This window comes from Streptomyces sp. NPDC001914, from assembly GCF_042891215.1.
GTDB lineage: Bacteria > Actinomycetota > Actinomycetes > Streptomycetales > Streptomycetaceae > Streptomyces.
The window spans coordinates 1-16,095 of sequence record NZ_JBIASW010000016.1 but is presented as its reverse complement, the minus strand read 5'-3'; the positions used below and the strand labels follow the sequence as shown (position 1 = coordinate 16,095).

12 protein-coding genes are annotated in these 16,095 nt (G+C 68.3%); 5 read left to right on the top strand and 7 right to left on the bottom strand.

Going from position 1 to position 16,095, the window contains the following annotated elements; all coding sequences use genetic code 11:
- Positions 1 to 43 precede the first annotated feature (43 nt).
- The 4 genes from ACFYYF_RS33135 to ACFYYF_RS33120 all read right to left on the bottom strand — a co-directional run bounded on the left by ACFYYF_RS33135 (position 44) and on the right by ACFYYF_RS33120 (position 5,099).
- A complete protein-coding gene (locus tag ACFYYF_RS33135) occupies positions 44 to 1,765 on the bottom strand; it encodes a glycoside hydrolase family 43 protein (protein ID WP_388781134.1) in 1,722 nt (573 codons plus the stop codon).
- Positions 1,766 to 1,841: 76 nt separating this feature from the next.
- On the bottom strand, positions 1,842 to 2,789 hold the full coding sequence (locus tag ACFYYF_RS33130; RefSeq protein WP_388781133.1) for a carbohydrate ABC transporter permease: 948 nt from the start codon (positions 2,787 to 2,789) through the stop codon (positions 1,842 to 1,844).
- A 51-nt stretch (positions 2,790 to 2,840) separates the two neighbouring features.
- Positions 2,841 to 3,809: a carbohydrate ABC transporter permease gene (locus ACFYYF_RS33125; RefSeq protein WP_388781131.1), complete on the bottom strand. Its 969-nt coding sequence runs from the start codon at positions 3,807 to 3,809 to the stop codon at positions 2,841 to 2,843.
- Positions 3,810 to 3,899: 90 nt separating this feature from the next.
- Positions 3,900 to 5,099 carry an extracellular solute-binding protein gene (locus ACFYYF_RS33120; RefSeq protein ID WP_388781455.1) on the bottom strand — a complete coding sequence of 400 codons (1,200 nt, stop codon included), beginning with the start codon at positions 5,097 to 5,099 and terminating at the stop codon, positions 3,900 to 3,902.
- 78 nt (positions 5,100 to 5,177) lie between these two features.
- On the opposite strand from ACFYYF_RS33120, the gene ACFYYF_RS33115 reads away from it, so the two are divergent.
- The gene (locus tag ACFYYF_RS33115) at positions 5,178 to 6,476 is read left to right on the top strand and encodes an endo-1,3-beta-xylanase (RefSeq protein ID WP_388781129.1); all 1,299 of its coding nucleotides are present in this window, start codon (positions 5,178 to 5,180) and stop codon (positions 6,474 to 6,476) included.
- A 43-nt stretch (positions 6,477 to 6,519) separates the two neighbouring features.
- Here ACFYYF_RS33115 and ACFYYF_RS33110 read toward each other — a convergent pair whose 3' ends face one another.
- Complete coding sequence (locus ACFYYF_RS33110; RefSeq protein WP_388781127.1) at positions 6,520 to 7,137, bottom strand: RICIN domain-containing protein; 618 nt, start codon at positions 7,135 to 7,137, stop codon at positions 6,520 to 6,522.
- A gap of 231 nt (positions 7,138 to 7,368) precedes the next feature.
- Here ACFYYF_RS33110 and ACFYYF_RS33105 point away from each other — a divergent pair, with 231 nt between their 5' ends.
- Entirely contained in the window at positions 7,369 to 10,374 is a 3,006-nt protein-coding gene (locus ACFYYF_RS33105) for a BTAD domain-containing putative transcriptional regulator (RefSeq protein ID WP_388781125.1), read from the top strand.
- A gap of 151 nt (positions 10,375 to 10,525) precedes the next feature.
- On the opposite strand, the gene snpA is transcribed toward ACFYYF_RS33105, so the two are convergent.
- The gene (gene snpA, locus ACFYYF_RS33100; protein WP_361685161.1) at positions 10,526 to 11,206 is read right to left on the bottom strand and encodes a snapalysin; all 681 of its coding nucleotides are present in this window, start codon (positions 11,204 to 11,206) and stop codon (positions 10,526 to 10,528) included.
- A gap of 203 nt (positions 11,207 to 11,409) precedes the next feature.
- Here snpA and ACFYYF_RS33095 point away from each other — a divergent pair, with 203 nt between their 5' ends.
- Positions 11,410 to 12,441: a LysR family transcriptional regulator gene (locus ACFYYF_RS33095; protein ID WP_388781123.1), complete on the top strand. Its 1,032-nt coding sequence runs from the start codon at positions 11,410 to 11,412 to the stop codon at positions 12,439 to 12,441.
- A gap of 244 nt (positions 12,442 to 12,685) precedes the next feature.
- On the opposite strand, the gene ACFYYF_RS33090 is transcribed toward ACFYYF_RS33095, so the two are convergent.
- On the bottom strand, positions 12,686 to 13,933 hold the full coding sequence (locus ACFYYF_RS33090) for a ricin-type beta-trefoil lectin domain protein (protein WP_388781121.1): 1,248 nt from the start codon (positions 13,931 to 13,933) through the stop codon (positions 12,686 to 12,688).
- A 206-nt stretch (positions 13,934 to 14,139) separates the two neighbouring features.
- On the opposite strand from ACFYYF_RS33090, the gene ACFYYF_RS33085 reads away from it, so the two are divergent.
- Together ACFYYF_RS33085 and ACFYYF_RS33080 are read left to right on the top strand one after the other, a co-directional pair.
- The gene (locus ACFYYF_RS33085) at positions 14,140 to 14,469 is read left to right on the top strand and encodes a hypothetical protein (protein WP_388781119.1); all 330 of its coding nucleotides are present in this window, start codon (positions 14,140 to 14,142) and stop codon (positions 14,467 to 14,469) included.
- 534 nt (positions 14,470 to 15,003) lie between these two features.
- Positions 15,004 to 15,762: a hypothetical protein gene (locus ACFYYF_RS33080; RefSeq protein WP_388781117.1), complete on the top strand. Its 759-nt coding sequence runs from the start codon at positions 15,004 to 15,006 to the stop codon at positions 15,760 to 15,762.
- Positions 15,763 to 16,095: the final 333 nt, after the last annotated feature.

Below are 16,095 nucleotides of genomic sequence, written 5' to 3'. Positions count from 1 at the left end.
CGGTCCGGGTCCCCGCCTTGCCGACATCCCGGCCCGCTCACCGTCACCGTTCGTCGTCGAGCCCCCGGTAGCTGACACCCGTGAAGTCCGCGGGGAGGCGGGCGCCGGTGAGGTCCTGGGCGCAGAGTCCGACGACGGCGCCCGTGAAGCCCCAGTCGCTGAAGTGCCCGTCCGCGTCCCCGACCGTCGCGTGTTCGTCGGACAGCCGGGTGGCGTCGAGGACCGGGCCGAGCGGGGACCAGGTTCCCGTCCGCGTGTCCCACCAGGCGAAGGCCGCCTCGTCGTGGAGTCCGGTGAGTCGCAGCCGTACGGGCTCCTCGTCCGGTACGGGCACGGGGGCGGAAGTTTCGCTGTAGCGGCCCCGGTCGCACACGGCCAGTCGGAGCACTCGGCCGAGCCGCTCGTCCCTGGTCAGGTGCGCGTAGTGCCACAGACCGGTGTTGTAGAAGTGGACGACGCCGGCCATCTGCTGGGGCACGCCGGGTGCGAACGACACGGTGGCCTCGAACCGGAACCGGGTGTGCTGCTGCCGGCGCGCGACCAGGCTCTGGCGGTGCCGGGAGGAGAGCGACTCCTCCCCGTACAGGCGCAGTCCGCCGGACTCCGTCGCGGCGGTCAGCCAGCGGGGGTCCGGGTGGCGTCGCAAGGTCATCCACTCCGGTCCCAGGAGTCCGGAGGGGGAGTCGGGCCGTTGCCGGGCAGGGGCGGAGCGCGCCGTGGAGGGCGATGCGGGCGCCTGTCCGGAGCGTGCCGCGGAAGTCGGTGCCGGTACCTGAGCGGCCGGCCGGGCGGCACCGGCGTCTCCGTCGACGCGCGGCCAGCCGTGGTCCGTCCAGCGCACCTGCTGGATCGCGGTTTCGCGGCCCAGGACACAGGCCCCGCGCGGGGTGAGGGGGCGGGCCGCCAGGTGGGCGAGGTACCAGTCGCCGTCGGGGGTGTCGACCAGACTGCCGTGGCCGGCCTTCTGGAGGCCGAGGCGTTCGTCGCCGGCGGACGTGAGCAGAGGTCCCGCCGGATCAGGGACGTACGGGCCGGTGATGTCGCGGGAGCGGGCGACCGTGACCGCGTGGTCCCAGGAGGTTCCGCCCTCGGCGGTGACCAGGTAGTACCAGCCGTCGCGCCGGTAGAGGTGAGGGCCTTCCGTACGGCCGAGTTCGGTACCGGTGAAGACACGGTGGACGGGTCCCCGCAGGCGGCGCGCTGCGCGGTCCCATTCCTGGAGCAGGATGCCGGCGAACGCGTTGTCACCCGGCCGGTGATCCCATTCGAGCCACAGGAGCCAGCTGCGTCCGGTGCCGTCCGGGCCGGTGTCGTGGAAGAGCGAGGGGTCGAAACCCTGACCGGCCACGGAGACGGGGTCCGACCAGGGGCCGGTCGGTGCCGAGGCGGTCACGACGTAGTTGTGCACGTCCTTGAAGGCGCCCGCCAGGCTCTTCACGTCGGAGTAGACGAGGTGGAAGAGTCCGTCGGCGAAGGACAGACACGGGGCCCACACACCGCCCGAGTCGGGCACGCCGACCAGGTCCAGGAGGCGCTCCTCGGTCAGGGCACCGCCCAGGTGTTCCCAGTGCACGAGGTCGCGCGAGTGATGGAGGGCGACACCCGGGAGCCACTCGAAGGTCGAGGTGGCGAGGTAGTAGTCCTGGCCGACCCGCAGCAGGGAAGGGTCCGGATGGAACCCGGTGAGCACGGGGTTGCGGATCGGTGCGCGGGTGTCGTCGGGGACCGGTACGGGGCGTCCGGTCGCGGGTACGGCGGCGGTCATGCTCGTCCTCGGGGCTCGGTGGGATGACGTCGTACGGCGGTGGGAAGGAGAGGTCGGGGCGGCCGGGTCCCGGCGTTCATCCCTTCACGGCGCCGGCCATGACACCCGAGACGATCTGCCGGGCGAGCAGGGCGAAGAGGACCAGTACGGGCAGTACGGAGACCACGACACCGGCGAGCATGAGCGTGTAGTCCGTGTAGTAGCCCGCTGCCAGCTGGTTCAGGGCGATCTGGACGGTCCCGTTCTCCGGGGGCAGCGCGATCAGGGGCCAGAAATAGTCGTTCCAGGCGAACATGAAGGTGAACATGCCGAGGACGGCGGCCGTGGAACGCACCCCCGGCCAGGCGACGTACCAGAACGTACGGAGCCGGCCCGCTCCGTCGACGCGGGCCGCCTCGATGAGTTCGTCGGGGATGTTCTCCTCCATGGCCTGGCGCATCCAGAACACTCCGACGGCGGAGACCAGCGCGGGCGCGATCAGGGCACTGAGCCGTCCGTACAGACCCATGTCGGTGACCAGCAAGTACAGCGGGATGATGCCGAGTTGGGTCGGCACCATCACCGTGGTGACCACGACGACGAGCAGGGCGTTGCGGCCGGGGAAGCGGAGCTTGGCGAACGCGAAACCGGCCAGGGAGGACAGCAGGACGTTGCTGACGGCCGTGCAGGCGGCGACGGTCACGGAGTTGCCGAGCGCCTTCCAGAAGTCGACCGTGTCGAATACCCGTTGGATGTTCTCGGCCAGGTGACCTCCGGGCACGAGGGACGGAGTCGCGCCGCCGAGCACGGAGTTGTCTCCGTGCGAGGCGACCACGAACGTCCAGTACAGCGGGAAGACGGAGGCCAGTACGAAGGCGGCGAGCAACGCGTAGGACAGCGGGCCCGCGCTGTCGTGATGACGGAGGCCGCTGCCGCGGCGGACCGGGAGCCGGGAGGCGCGGGCGTGCGATCGTGGTGCGTCCTCGGCCGAAGCGCGTCCGGCCGTGTCCGGGCGGGGACTGCCGGTGGTGAGTGGCGAGGCCATGGGCGTGGCTCCTCTCGGGGCGGGCGGTCTCCTCCCGGAAACCGCCTCGGGTCAGCGGGCGGAGCCGCCCAGGCGGCGGACGACGAGGAAGTTGACGGCGGCGACGGCGGCGATGACCAGGAAGAGGACCCAGGAGATGGCCGAGGCGTAGCCCGCGTCGTTGTTGATGAAGCCGTACTTGTAGAGCATCAGCGTCAGGGTCTGGAACTGGTGCTCGGTGCCGCCCTCGGCGTTGGCCTGCGGGTCGAAGAGGAACGGTTCGGCGAAGAGCTGGAGTCCGCCGATGGTGGAGATGACGACGGTGAACACGAGAGTGGGCCGGATCGCGGGCAAGGTGATGCGTCGGAGGGTCAGCAGCCGTCCCGCGCCGTCGACGAGTGCGGACTCGTAGAGGTCGCGTGGCACGGCCTGCATGGCCGCGAGATAGATGAGGGCGTTGTATCCGGTCCAGCGCCACATCACCATGCAGCTGATGGCCAGGTGCGAACTCCAGCTGTCGGCCGTCCAGTCGACCGGATCGCTGATGAGACCCAGCTGTTCCAGAGCCCAGTTGACCACTCCGAAGTCGCGGCCGAAGAGCTGGGAGAAGACGAGGGCTACCGCGACGACCGACACGTACTGCGGTACGAGGACGAGAGCACGCCAGGCGGTACGGGCCCGGAGCCGGCGGTCCAGCAACCAGGCCACGGTGAGGGCGAGGATCAGCTGCGGAACCGTCGACAGCACGAAGATGCTGAAGGTGTTGAAGGTGGCGGTGTAGAAGTCCGGGTCGGCGAACAGGTCCCGGAAGTTGGCCAGTCCGCTGCCTCCGTCGCCGGTCAGCCGTTCCCAGCGGTGCAGCGAGACCCACAGGGTGTACAGCAGCGGGTAGAGGCCGAACAGCCCGAAGACGAGGAAGAAGGGGGCGATGAAGCTGTAGGGGACCAGTCGGCCGGCGCGCCGGGACCGGATCCCGGAACGACGGGGCTGTCCCGGCGCGGTCGCGAGCGTGCGCGCGGTACCGGCGGCGTCGGCCGTCACGGTGAATCCTCCTGGCGGAGATGAGGACGAGGACGAGGGCGAGGACGAGCTGGCGGGTGAGCGCGGGGCGGGTCGGGACGTGCGGGCCGGTCAGTGCTTGAGGTTCTTCTCGGCGTCGGCCAGGGCCTTGCGCCATGCCCCGGCGGGAGACTCCTTGCCCTGCTCGACCAGTTGGAGGGCGTTGGTGAACGGGATGCGCACCTGCTGGTCCTTGGTGCCGCGGAAACTGGGGCGCAGGCCCTTGGCTGAGGCCGCGAAGATCTTGCCGGTGGGCGCGTCGTTGAAGTAGGCCTTGCGGGTGTCCTGGACGGCCGGGTCGGACAGGGCCTCGGTGAGGGAGGGCAGAGACCCCGTCGGGCCGGTGAAGATCTTCTTCTCCGAGTCGGCCGAGGTGAGGAAGTCGGCCAGTTCGGCGGCTTCCTTGATGTGCTTCCCCTGCCTGGGCACGGTCAGGAACGAGCCGCCCCAGTTGCCGCCCCCGCCGGGGACGGAGGCGATGTCCCACTTCCCGGCGCCGTCCGAGCCGGCTGCGGTCTGGATCAGGCCGGTCATCCAGGCGGGGCAGGTGATGGTGGCCATCTTTCCCTGCTTGATGCCGGCGTTCCACTGCTGGCTGAACGGCACGAGGTTCGCCGACTGTCCGTCCGCGGCCGCCTCGGAGGTGACGGAGAAGGACTTCTTCACGTCCGGGTTGGTGTCGGCGACGTAGGAGTCGGACGTGTCGAAGAAGCCGACCTCCGTCTGGTTCATCATCGCGCTGAAGACATTGCCCGCCGAGTCGAACCACGCGTGGTCCTTCACCTTGGACCTGAACGTGTCGCCGGCGTTGAAGTAGTCGTCCCAGGTGGGCCACAGCTTTCCGACGTCTTCACGGTCGGTGGGCAGTCCGGCCCGCTGGAAGAGGTCACGGCGATAGCAGATGGCCAGGCCGCCCACGTCGGTGCCGTACCCGAGGACGAACTTCCCCTGGTCCGCGGTGGCCTGGGACCACTCGTACGGCAGGTACTCGTCCTTGCGCCGGAGCGCGCCGTAGTCGGCGAGGTGGTGAACTTGTCCGACAACCGGCGGAACTTGGGCAGGTAGCCCTCCTCGATGGCGACCACGTCGGCGGCGCCACTGCCCGAGGCGAGCTGCGTGGCGAGGCTGTTGTGGTGCTGGTCCAGCTGGGAGACCCGCTCCTTGATCGTGATGCCGGGGTGGGACTTCTCGTAGGCGGCGATCAGGGGCTTGTAGCCGAAGTCGCTGAAGGTGGCGACGGTCAGGGTGATGTCGCCGCCGGACCCGGCGGATTCGGAGGAGCAGCCGGTGAGTGCGACGAGCATGCTCAGGCCGGCGGCCGCGGCGAGATGGCGGATGTGCGAGGGGCCCATGGAGACCTCCGGAGGGCAGCGGGGACGGACGGGGCGCAGTGACGCCCCACCGGCCGTCCTTCGCCTGTCCGATGCAACGACCGGGTGCAACAATCAGCCGCTGCGCGCCATCATCGGCACTACCGACAGCGACGTCAGGGCGGGCAACCCGAACCTCGTCACCCAGTACCGTGCCAAGGTCGACGAGATGGTCAACAAGCTCAAGGGCTACAACCGCCCGGTCTACCTGCGCATCGGCTACGAGTTCGACGGTCCCTGGAACTGCTACAACGCCGACTTCTACAAGAAGGCCTTCGTCTACATCAAGGGCCGCATCGACGCCCTCGGGGCCACCAAGGTCGCCACCGTCTGGCAGACCGCGGCCTGGCCCCTCAACACCAGCCCCGACCACCCCGAATGGAAGTACGTCGTCACCGACCCCGCCCACTACGACACCTGGTATCCCGGTGACCAGTACGTCGACTGGGTCGGCATCTCCGCCTTCTACGGGAGCGGATCCATCAGTACCCAGTGGGGATGCAGCAGTTACGACACCTCTCCCACGGCGCTGCAGGACCGTGTGCTCAACTTCGCCCGCGGCCACGGGAAACCGGTGATGGTCGCCGAGTCCTCACCCCAGGGCTACGACAACGGCGGGCACACCAAGAGCTGCATCATGCGCAAGAACCGTGTCGCCGCCGACGCGGACACCATCTGGAACGAGTGGTACAAACCCTATTTCGCCTGGATCGGCGCGAACCGCGATGTGGTCCGTGCGGCCGCCTACATCAACACCGACTGGGACAGCCAGACGCAGTGGCAGTGCGCCGACGGAGCCGCGGCGGGCGGCGCCGGCTGCTCCAACGGTTACTGGGGTGACGCCCGCATCCAGGCGGACCCGACGATCCGCGACCGTTTCCTGAACGAACTGCGCGGCTCCCAGTGGGCCGGCGGAACCGGCACCACACCGGGAGACGGCGGCACAGGCACTCCCACGCCGACCCCCACTCCCACCCCCACGCCGACCCCCACGGACCCGCCCTCCCAGTCCGGCTTCACCCAGGGCGTCACCCAAGGCGCGAGCCCCGTCGTCTGGTTCAAGCCCACCGGCTTCACCGCCACGTTCGTGACCGTCCACTACCGCGTGAACGACGGAACCCAGGCCAACTACTTCCTCACCTGGAACACCTCGGCGAACCGCTGGGAGAAGCCGGTTCCCCTGACCTCGCACGACACGCTCACGTACACCTTCGACTACCAGCCCACGAACCAGACCGCACAGATCACCAGCCCGGCATTCACCTACACCGCCCCTTGACCCGAGCCGGGGTCCGCACTGGGGCGGGCCCCGGCCTCAGGACTCAGTAGAACAGCTGGTTGCCGCTGTACTTGCACGACCACGTCTGCAACGTGGTGCCGTCGGTCACGCCTTCGCCCTTGACGTCCACACACTGGGTCGTGTCGTCGTGCCGGATCACGTAGGACGTCTCCGATCCGTCGGGCGTGCTCACGGTCCCTCGTGCTTCGATGGCCCAGAGCTGACTACTGATGCTGCTGGACTTGCAACCCCACTGCCACACCTTGTCGCCGTTGGCGATCGGGCTGTTGACAGCGACGTCGAGACAGCCGCCGCCGTAGTAGTTGCGCATCTGGTAGGCGTAGGAACCATCAGTGAAGGTGTGCTTCTTCAGACACCAGTACTGGCTGTTCCCGGCGTACCAGTGCCAGATGTGGGCCAGTGCCCCGTTCGCCGTCGAGGGACCCTTGATGTCCATCACCGTGCGCTGTCCCCGGGCGTTGCTCGCCGCCACGGCTCCGTAGAAGTACGGACCCCTGCTCCAGGTGGAGTCGAAACGCGAGGAGCAGCTGAGCGAGGCGGCGTGGGCCGGCCCGCTCACGGCGACCGGAAAAATACCCAGTCCGATGAGGACTGCGGCGCTCGTCATGACGCGGGCGAGTCGATGGCGCAGGTTGCTCATGCCCTATCCCTTCTGCTTGGACGATCGTCGGGCGGTCGGTGGCGCTCGTGCACCGGTGGACCGTCGTCCTGCCACCATTCCGGTCCGGCGGCATGCTCGGCTTGCCGGGGGGCTCGCGTCCGCCCCACTGTCCGCCTCGTCGCTTGCAACCTGGTTGCGCCGTGGTTGCGCCGGTTCTTGACCCGCTTCCTTGGGCTCGGGCAAGCTCGCTTCGAATCCACGGGGGGACAAATGTTCGAGTTCGGTGTTCTCGGGCCGCTGATCGTGCACCGTGACGGTCGGCCCGTCGTATTGTCGGCGCCCATGCTCCGGCGGTTGCTGGCCGTGCTGCTGATCCGTGCGGGCAGGCCCGTTCAGCTCTCGGACCTGCTCGACGCGCTGTGGGACGGCCGGCCGCCGCCGAGTGCGAGAAAGACCCTGCAGGTCTACGTGCACAGGCTGCGGCGGGAACTGCAAGGCGCCCAGAACCTGCGGCACGGGCCGCTGGGCTACTCGCTGACGGTCGACCGTACGGAGTTGGACCTGTTGCGCTTCGTGGACCTTGCCGACCGAGGTCTGCTCGCCCGGCGAAGCGGGCTGTTGGAGGAGGCCGGTGAGTTGCTCCGGCAGGGCCTCTCGCTGTGGCGGGGGACCGCCTTGGCTGATGTCAGCGATGTCGGCCTGCTCGCCACGGAAGCGACACGCCTTGAACAGCAGCGCCTTCAAGTCTACGAGGAGTACGCCGAGGTCGAACTGGAACTGGGTCGGCACGCGGACGTCGTAGTCGAACTCGAGGAACTGACGCGATCTCAGCCCTTTCGTGAGCGACTGCGTGGCCAGGCCATGCTGGCGCTCTATCGCACTGGGCGCCGGGCCGACGCGCTGTCCTTGTACCGCGACGCGCGAAGGCAGTTCACGGAAGAACTCGGCATCGAACCCGGCGCGGCGCTCCAGCAGTTGCACGCAGCCATGCTGCGCCGGCACGACGGGACACTGGATGTGGTCACGACGAGAGGTGCGGTGGAGCCGGGGGAGCGATCGGCCGAGTCGGCCTCCTTCACAGAGTCGCCCGTGGTGCCAGGAGATACGCAAGGCGCTGAGAGTGGGCCGGCGCTGCGAGTACGGACGGGCCGGCGCGGGGCCGGCGAGTTACCCGTCGAGGTCACCAGCTTCGTCGGGCGCCAGTCCGAACTGGAGGCCGTAGGAAAACTGGTGAAAGGATCCCGGTTGGTGACACTGACCGGAGTGGGCGGTGTGGGGAAGACACGTGTGGCGCTGCGGGTGGCACGCGATGCGCATCAGATCTTTCCCGACGGCGTGTGGTTCGTCGAACTATCGGCCGTCCAGGACCCCGGCATGGTCGCCCACAGTGTCGTGCAGGCGCTGGAACTGGACGACCGGACCGTCAAACCACCTGCTGAGGTGTTGCAGGGGTTCCTGGTCTCCCGCGAGTCGCTACTGGTGCTGGACACCTGTGAACATCTGATCGACGCATGCGCCGTGCTGGTGGAGAGCCTGCTGAAGAGTGCGCCGGGGGTCCACGTTCTCACCACGAGCCGAGAGCACCTGAACATCGTCGGGGAAGAGGTTTTCGTGCTCGCGCCCTTGTCGGTGCCCCGGCCCGTCCACCCACGGGGGAGCACGGTGGAATCCGACGGAGTCGCGCTTTTCGTCGAGCGGGCTCATGCCGCGAACCAGGAATTCTCCCTCACCCCCGACAACCGTGAGGCGGTCGGCCGCTTGTGCGCCATGCTCGATGGCATTCCCCTGGCTCTGGAGCTTGCCGCGGTACGGCTCCGCTCGATGTCGGTGGAGCAGATCATGGAACGCCTGGACCATTCGTTCACCCCACTCGGGTTCGGCAGGCGCACGGCCTTGCCCCGACAGCAGACGATGCGCGCGACGATGGACTGGAGCTATCACCTGTGCTCCTCGGGGGAGCGCCTGCTGTGGGCCCGGCTGTCGGTGTTCTCCGGCAGTTTCCGTCTCGATGCCGTGGAGGCCGTCTGCTGCGACCGGGAACTGCCACGGGCAGCTGCGGCGGATCTGCTGTCGGGCCTGGTGGAGAAGTCTGTCCTGCAATGGGAGGACGGCATCTCCGGGACCCGGCTGCGGTTACTGGACGTCGTACGCCAGTACGGTGCCGAGCAGCTTTGGCGGCGCGGCGAGCCGGAGCGCCTGCGCATACGGCACCGCGACCACTACCTGGGCTCCGCACGCCGGTTCGAGGACGGATGGTTCGGACCGAATCAACTGAGCTGGTGCCGGCTGATGAGGCTGGAGCACGACAACATCCGGTCGGCGATCGACTTCTGCCTCTCCCGTCCGGAGGAGCACCGTGCCGGCCTCGACCTGGTCGGACGCCTGTGGTGGTACTGGACGTCGTGCGGGCTCTACGCGGAGGGACGCCACTACCTCGACCGCTTTCTGAGCCTGAATCAAGAGCCCGGCGCCGAGCGGGTCCGGGCGCTGTGGGCCTGTGGGCATGTGGCCATGGGGCAGGGGGACGCCGATGCCGTCCACCGAGTCGCTGTGGCGTGCCGGTCGTTAGCTGCGGCATCCGGTGATGGGTTGGCACTCGGCTTCTCCCAGCACTTGCTCGGCACGGAGGCGGCACTGCGCGGGGATCTCGATAAGGCTGCCGTGCTCACCGCGGGGGCGGTCCGGCTGCAGAGAGACACCGGCTCCGGAGCGAACGCTCTGGCGATGTGTCTCATCGGCCGCGGATTCGTGCACCTTCTCCGTGGTGAGCTCGAGGCTGCTGTCGGCGTGTTGGAAGAACAGCGATCGCTGTCCGACGGTTGCGGCGAGGTGTGGACACGAGCTTGGGGGGACAGCCTTCGCAGCTCCGTCGATCTCGCACGCGGCGACATCGGTTCCGCGGTCACCCACGCATGGGCCGCTCTGACCGTGCGATACCAGCTGTGTGACTCGCTGGGCTTCGCCATGTGCATCGAAACCCTGGCGCAGGCGGCCCTGGCCGGAGGAGACGCCCGGCGTGCCGTGTGCCTACTGGCAGCCGGCCAGCGCATCTGGCAGATGTCGGGCCCGCCCCAGTTGGGGTCGCCGGAGCTGAGGGCGGCACGCGTTCAGTGTGAACAGGCGGCAAGAGAGCTCATCGGAGACGCCTCCTACGAGAGCGCGTACTCCCGGGGAGCGGAACTGAGTCTCGACGAGGTGCTTGCGTACGCCTACGACGCCGTACCGGGGCCGGGGGATCCTCCGCCGCCGTCGAACGCTCGCGTTCGCGGGAGGTGAGAACGTTCAGGAACCGCGCGCAGCGTCTCAGAGTCATCGGCGAGGATACGGACCCCTGCCCGGAACGACCCCGGTTCGGATCGTGACGTGAGGTCACGGCCCGAACCGGATTGCTGTGCTGTACGGCCCGGAGTTTCCGCCGGGCGTCGGGTCAGCGCGTCTTGTTCAGCTTGGCGATGGCCTTCGCGAGGCCGTTGACCCAGAGCTGGTTGACACGCGAGCGCTCGGCCGCGTTCGGGTAGCGGTTGGTGCAGGACGTACCCGGGCCGCCTCCCGACATGAGCTCGCTGCACGGACCGCTGTAGTGGTCCGGCAGACCCAGCACGTGACCGGTCTCGTGAGCGGTGACACGGATCGAGTCGTACTGCCGGTTCTGCGCGTAGTCGAGGAAGATGTAGCCCCGGCCGTGGCCGTTCGTGGAGGCGTAGGACCCGCGTGAGTCGTTGCCCTCGTAGTAGGTGAAGTCCGCACCGCTCGATGTCGCCTGGAGCTTGACGTTCGACACGGAGCTGTTCCAGATCGAGGCGGAACTCGCTATCTGGGAGCGGAAGGTCGGCGCCTGGGAGGCGTTGTAGTAGACGGTCACCGACGCCAGGGAGGGGTTCGCCGCCTGCTTCTTGGCGACCGACTTCAGCACCGCTTCGAAGAACGCCTTGTTGCCTGCGGTGTCTTCGGCCGAGCCGGCGTACCGGGCGCTCGCGACGGCGGTGGACCCTGCCGGGGCCGAGTCCGCCGGCCGGGCGCTCGCCGGGACCGCCGTGCCGATCGCCGCGGATGCCAGACCGAGGCCGAGCGTGAGTGCCAGGAGTCTCCTGGATGTCTTCGACCTCATGGGGGAGGACAACATGTGTGGTGCTCCTACTCGTTCGTGTGGGGTGGTGAACGATTGGTTCAGCAGGAGTCTCGCGGAGACCAAGGGGGTCCTGGGTAATGCCAATCGGGGATAGCGCGGCACTATCAGGCCACCAACTCGTCTGTGTTCGTAGCGATTTGAACATCTGGTGCACCAAGCGGAAGCTCCCTTACCCTTCCCGAATGGAGCTCGAGGTGAGGCACCTACGTGCCCTGTGCGCCATCGCCGACGCGGGCAGCCTGCACAAGGCCGCACGTGAACTCGGCGTGGCCCAGCCCTCGTTGAGCGCCCAGCTGCGTCGCATCGAGCAGGCGCTCGGCGCGCAGCTCTTCGTCCGCGCGGGCACGGGGTGCCGCCCCACACCAGTGGGCCTGGCGGTCTTGAGCCGCGCCAGACCGCTCGTCACCGAACTCGCCGCGATCGTCACGGAGACGAGAGCGGCGGTGGCCAGGGCGGCGGACGCGAACACCCTGCACATCGGTGCGACCGCGAGCCGGGCCCTGCCGGGCTGGCTGCGCCGATTACGCGCCCGCGTTCCCCGCACCGATCCCACCCTCCGGATGGACGTCTCCGCGAACTCCCTGCTGCGGATGGTCGCCGGGGGATGGCTCGGACTGGCATTCGTGCACGAGGTGGAGGGCAGCCCCCTGTGCGTCCCGCCCGGGCTCTGTCTGCGCGCCGTGATCGAACGCGAACCGCAGTTCGTCACCCTCGCCCCCGACCACCCCGCGGCCCGGCGGACCGAGGTACGCCTCACGGACCTGGCCGACGACCGGTGGATGGTGGACTCCACGGTGGACGGCGAATGGGACGGCCTCTGCCGGGTCCTGCGTGACGCGGGGATCGAGCCGGACATGCTCCACGGCGACTACCTCACGGCGTACTCACTGGCCGCCACCGGCGACGTCGTCACGGTCAGCCAGCCCACCGCGCTACCGCGCCCCGACGTCGTGGCCCGTCCCTTGGAGGGCGACCCGATAGGGGTGCGCCTGCTGCTCGCCGCCCGTTCGGAGGCCGAACTGGACGACGGCTACGAGGAATTGGTGGAGGCCTACTGGGAGGTGGCCCACCAGGCGCCCGTCTACCGCGCGTGGCTGGAGCGTTCGGGCACACCGGAAGCCTCGCCAGGGCTGTGTGAAACCGCGACCGCCGTCACATTCGAGACACCCGCGCCGGTGCCGGTGCCGGAGCCGAAAGCGCGGCGACACGGTTAGACGCCGCCGAGTGTCTCGGCCCGCGGAGTTCGACTGAAGCACCGGTCCGCTGTCGGCATCACGTGGAGTCGGAGGCCACACGGGGACGTGACTGGTGTCCTCCGTCCGCCCCCACCGAGGCAACACCGAAGAGCCACACCGGTTGAGGTGCAGCTCTTCGATGTACCCGGCCACGGTTCGTACGGGAGGACGATCTGTCAGAACCCGACAAGAGCCGGCTGGTGCCGACGGCCGCGATCCTCGCTCATGCCAGGGAGAACTTCTGGGCACCGGAGCCGTTGCAGTCCCAGATCTGCAATCGGGTGCCGTTCGCGGTGGCACCCGAGGGCGAGTCGATGCACCGGCCGGTGGCCGGGTTGGACATCGAACCATCGGCGTTGGCGACCCAGTTCTGGTAGCCGCCGCCGTTGCAGGTGGCCAGCTGGAGCTTTGTGCCGTTGGCGTTGACGCCACCGGCGATGTCCAGACACTTGCCGAGAGTTCGCAGGGTCTGGCCGCTCCAGGTCCACTTCTGGTCGAGCGAAGTGGCCTGCTGGCAGTCCCACAGCTGGACCGCGGTGCCGTCACCACCGGTGTCGTCGCCTGCCACGTCCACGCACTTGCCACCCGGACCGTAGAGGGGGGTGCCGATGGCGAACTTCTGCGCGTCGGAGCCGTTGCAGTCCCAGATCTGCAGGCGGGTGCCGTTCGCGGTGGCGCCCGACGGCGAGTCGATGCACCGGCCACTGGTCGGGTTCCGCAGTGAGCCGTCGGTCTGCCGCGCCCAGTTCTGGTAGCCGCCGCTGTTGCAGGTGGCGAGCTGGAGCTTCGTCCCCCCGGCGCTGTTGCCGCCGGCGATGTCGAGGCACTTGCCCAGGGTCTGCAGAGTCTGGCCGCTCCAGGTCCAGTGCTGGTCCTTGGCCGCCGACTGGCAGTCCCACAGCTGGACCGCGGTGCCGTCGCCGCCGGTGTCGTCGCCTGCCACGTCCACACACTTGCCACCCGGACCGGTGATCGTCTGACCGGTCACCGAACCGCCGCCGCCACCCCCGGAACCGGGCCCCTTGTTGTAGACGGCCACGGAGTCGATGACCAGCTTGCCGCCGGAGACCGTGGACGCGTTCGGGCCGCCGCCGAAGGCGTCGGGAAAGCCGCCGCCGATCGCGAGGTCGTAGATGATGAAGAAGGGGTGGTCGACCGCGTCGGCCCAGGTCGTCGCGTCCACCTGGTTGGCGTTGACGGTGAAGAAGTTGTTCCCGTCGAGGTAGAACCTGATCTGCTCCGGCGACACCGAGCGGTCGATCTCGGCCGCGTAGTCGTGGAAGCCGGTCTGGCAGCCCGAACAGGCGCGCTCACCCGAGCCGAGGCCGGTCGACTCGTTGCACGGGCCGCCCGGGTTCACGCCGCAGTGCAGGGTGCTGAAGACGGAGCTGCGGCCGTTGATGTCCTCCATGATGTCGACCTCGCCGGACTTCGGCCAGGTCACACCGTCGCGCAGCGGCGCGCCGAGCATCCAGAACGCCGGCCAGTAGCCCGCTCCGCTGGCGGTGGTGACGTTGGGCTGCTGAAGGACGGACTCGATGCGTACGACGCCGCCCGCCGGAGCGCCGAAGGACGCCGACTGGGTCTCGACCCGCCCGGAGGTCCAACCGGCCCGCGGGTCGGAACCGGAGGGCCTGGAGCACCAGGTGGCCCTGGCCGTCGTAATAGACGTTCGACGTGCTGCTGGTCATGGTCTCGATCTCACCGGTGCCGAAGTTGCTCCCCGGCCCGGTGTCGTACTTCCACAGGCTCTGGTCGATGCCGGTGCCGGACGCGCCGTTGAAGTCGTCGCTCCAGGTGAGGCTGAAGCCGGCGGGCGGCGAGGGCACGGCCGCCTCGGCGTTCAGCGCCCCGACGAGAGTGGTCGCCACCGTGACCGCGACGACGGGGACCAGCCTGAGCGCTCTCCTCCAGCCGCCGCGCCGCGGTCGTGCAAGGGGTAATTGCATGTGTCTTGACCTCCGAGGAAAAGGCATGACCGAGTTGCCGATGAGCCGCCGCGGGTGATCTCCACCAACGGTGAGCGGTGCACGCGCTCTTGCGGATCCGGATGACGAGGAACAGGGCGAGCAACGGACCTGGGCTGCCGTGGAGAGGCAGGCCCACAGCGGCCCCCGGGCTTGCGTCGCCCGACCAGCGGGCCAACATCAGTGCAGGTGACGGCTGGTTGGTGTTGAACCATGTGGAGTTCTGTGCGGGGCGACGCTATTGGACCGGACCAATGCAGTCAAGGCTCGGGAACGGAACGGGATTTGGAGGGTCCGGCGTCCATGGTTGGGTCCTCGGTTCGGTCCTCAGTTCGATCCTCGCGGCATGCTCGGCGGGGGCGTGACCAGGTTGCGAGTGGAGGCCGTCCGCCGTCGGCAGTACCTGCTTTCCTCGTCGTTACGGTCGGCCGAGACGTTCAGAGTGGCTGTGTCGGCCACCTTGAGGTTCGCGCTCCAGGTGCCGGGCGTGATTCAGCTCAAGAGGCGTAGGGAATTGAGCTCAACGGGGCTCACCCCCTGGACGGACGTGGCATCGAGAGTCTGTGAGGAATGGATGGCTGGTTCGCGGACCGCGTCGGAGCCGGGGAGCCTGTTGGAGCGTTGGGATGAGCGAGGGCTGGCCATCGCCTGCCTCATCGCCGTCTGCGGATCAGTGACCGCTGCACTCTTCGGACTGTCCGCCGCCTGGCAGATGCCATTCCTGTTCACGGCGGTCTATGCGATCTTGCGCTCCCTCGTCCCCATCACCGCGTCGCAACGAGAACTGGCCGATCTCCGTGCCGAAGTCGAGCTACTGCGGCGCGACTTCGATCAGGTCAACTCATCACGTATAGAGCACTATCCGGACGCGGCCGCCTTCTACAGGGCGGAGGTCGACTACCTCGTCAATCGCTGCCCAAGTCATATGGACGCCTGGTACATGCGGCTTGAAACTCCAGATGACTTCAGTGCGTCATCCGCAGCCTTCTCCGACTACTTTCAGGCGGTACTGGACTGGGCGCACAACGGCGGATCAGTCCGCCGCCTGTTCTGTCTCGGCTCGTCCAGAGGGTATGCCAGCTGGACGGCTCGGCACCGGGAACAGACCCGGCACCTGCGCAGCTACAGCATTCGTGAAGTGACCTGGCCCATCAAGGCCGATCTCATGAGCATGGCCATCATGGATACGAGCGCCGTGTTCCTCGCATTCACCGTCGGCGACCGAGTCCAGGGCATGCGCATCGAGGACAGCGAGGCCGCAGCCTACTTCAAGTCGTACTTCGATCGGCACTGGGAGAACTCGAAGGAAGTGACACGCGCCCCCACGCCATGAGGCCGGCCCGGATCATCGACGGCGAGTGGAATGTCCAGGGCATCGGTCAGCAGGGCAGCGCGTGCGACGTGCCGCCCCGCTGACCGAGTTCGTCCCCGGTCAGGATCCCCTGACGCGAATGGAGGCCGCTTCGACGTTCACCGAGGCTCAGTCCACCTCGCCCCAGGTCCCGAGCTCCGTACAGCCCGATGCAGCCGACCCCGCTCGAACAACAAGTCGCGTGAGACAACCCCTAAGCCCAATGCCGTTGCTTTTGTCGTAGGCGTAGGCTGGTTGGCAGTGGGTCCCGGGGGTGGTTGGGGTGGCTTCGAGCGCGTCGGACTTATCGGGTCT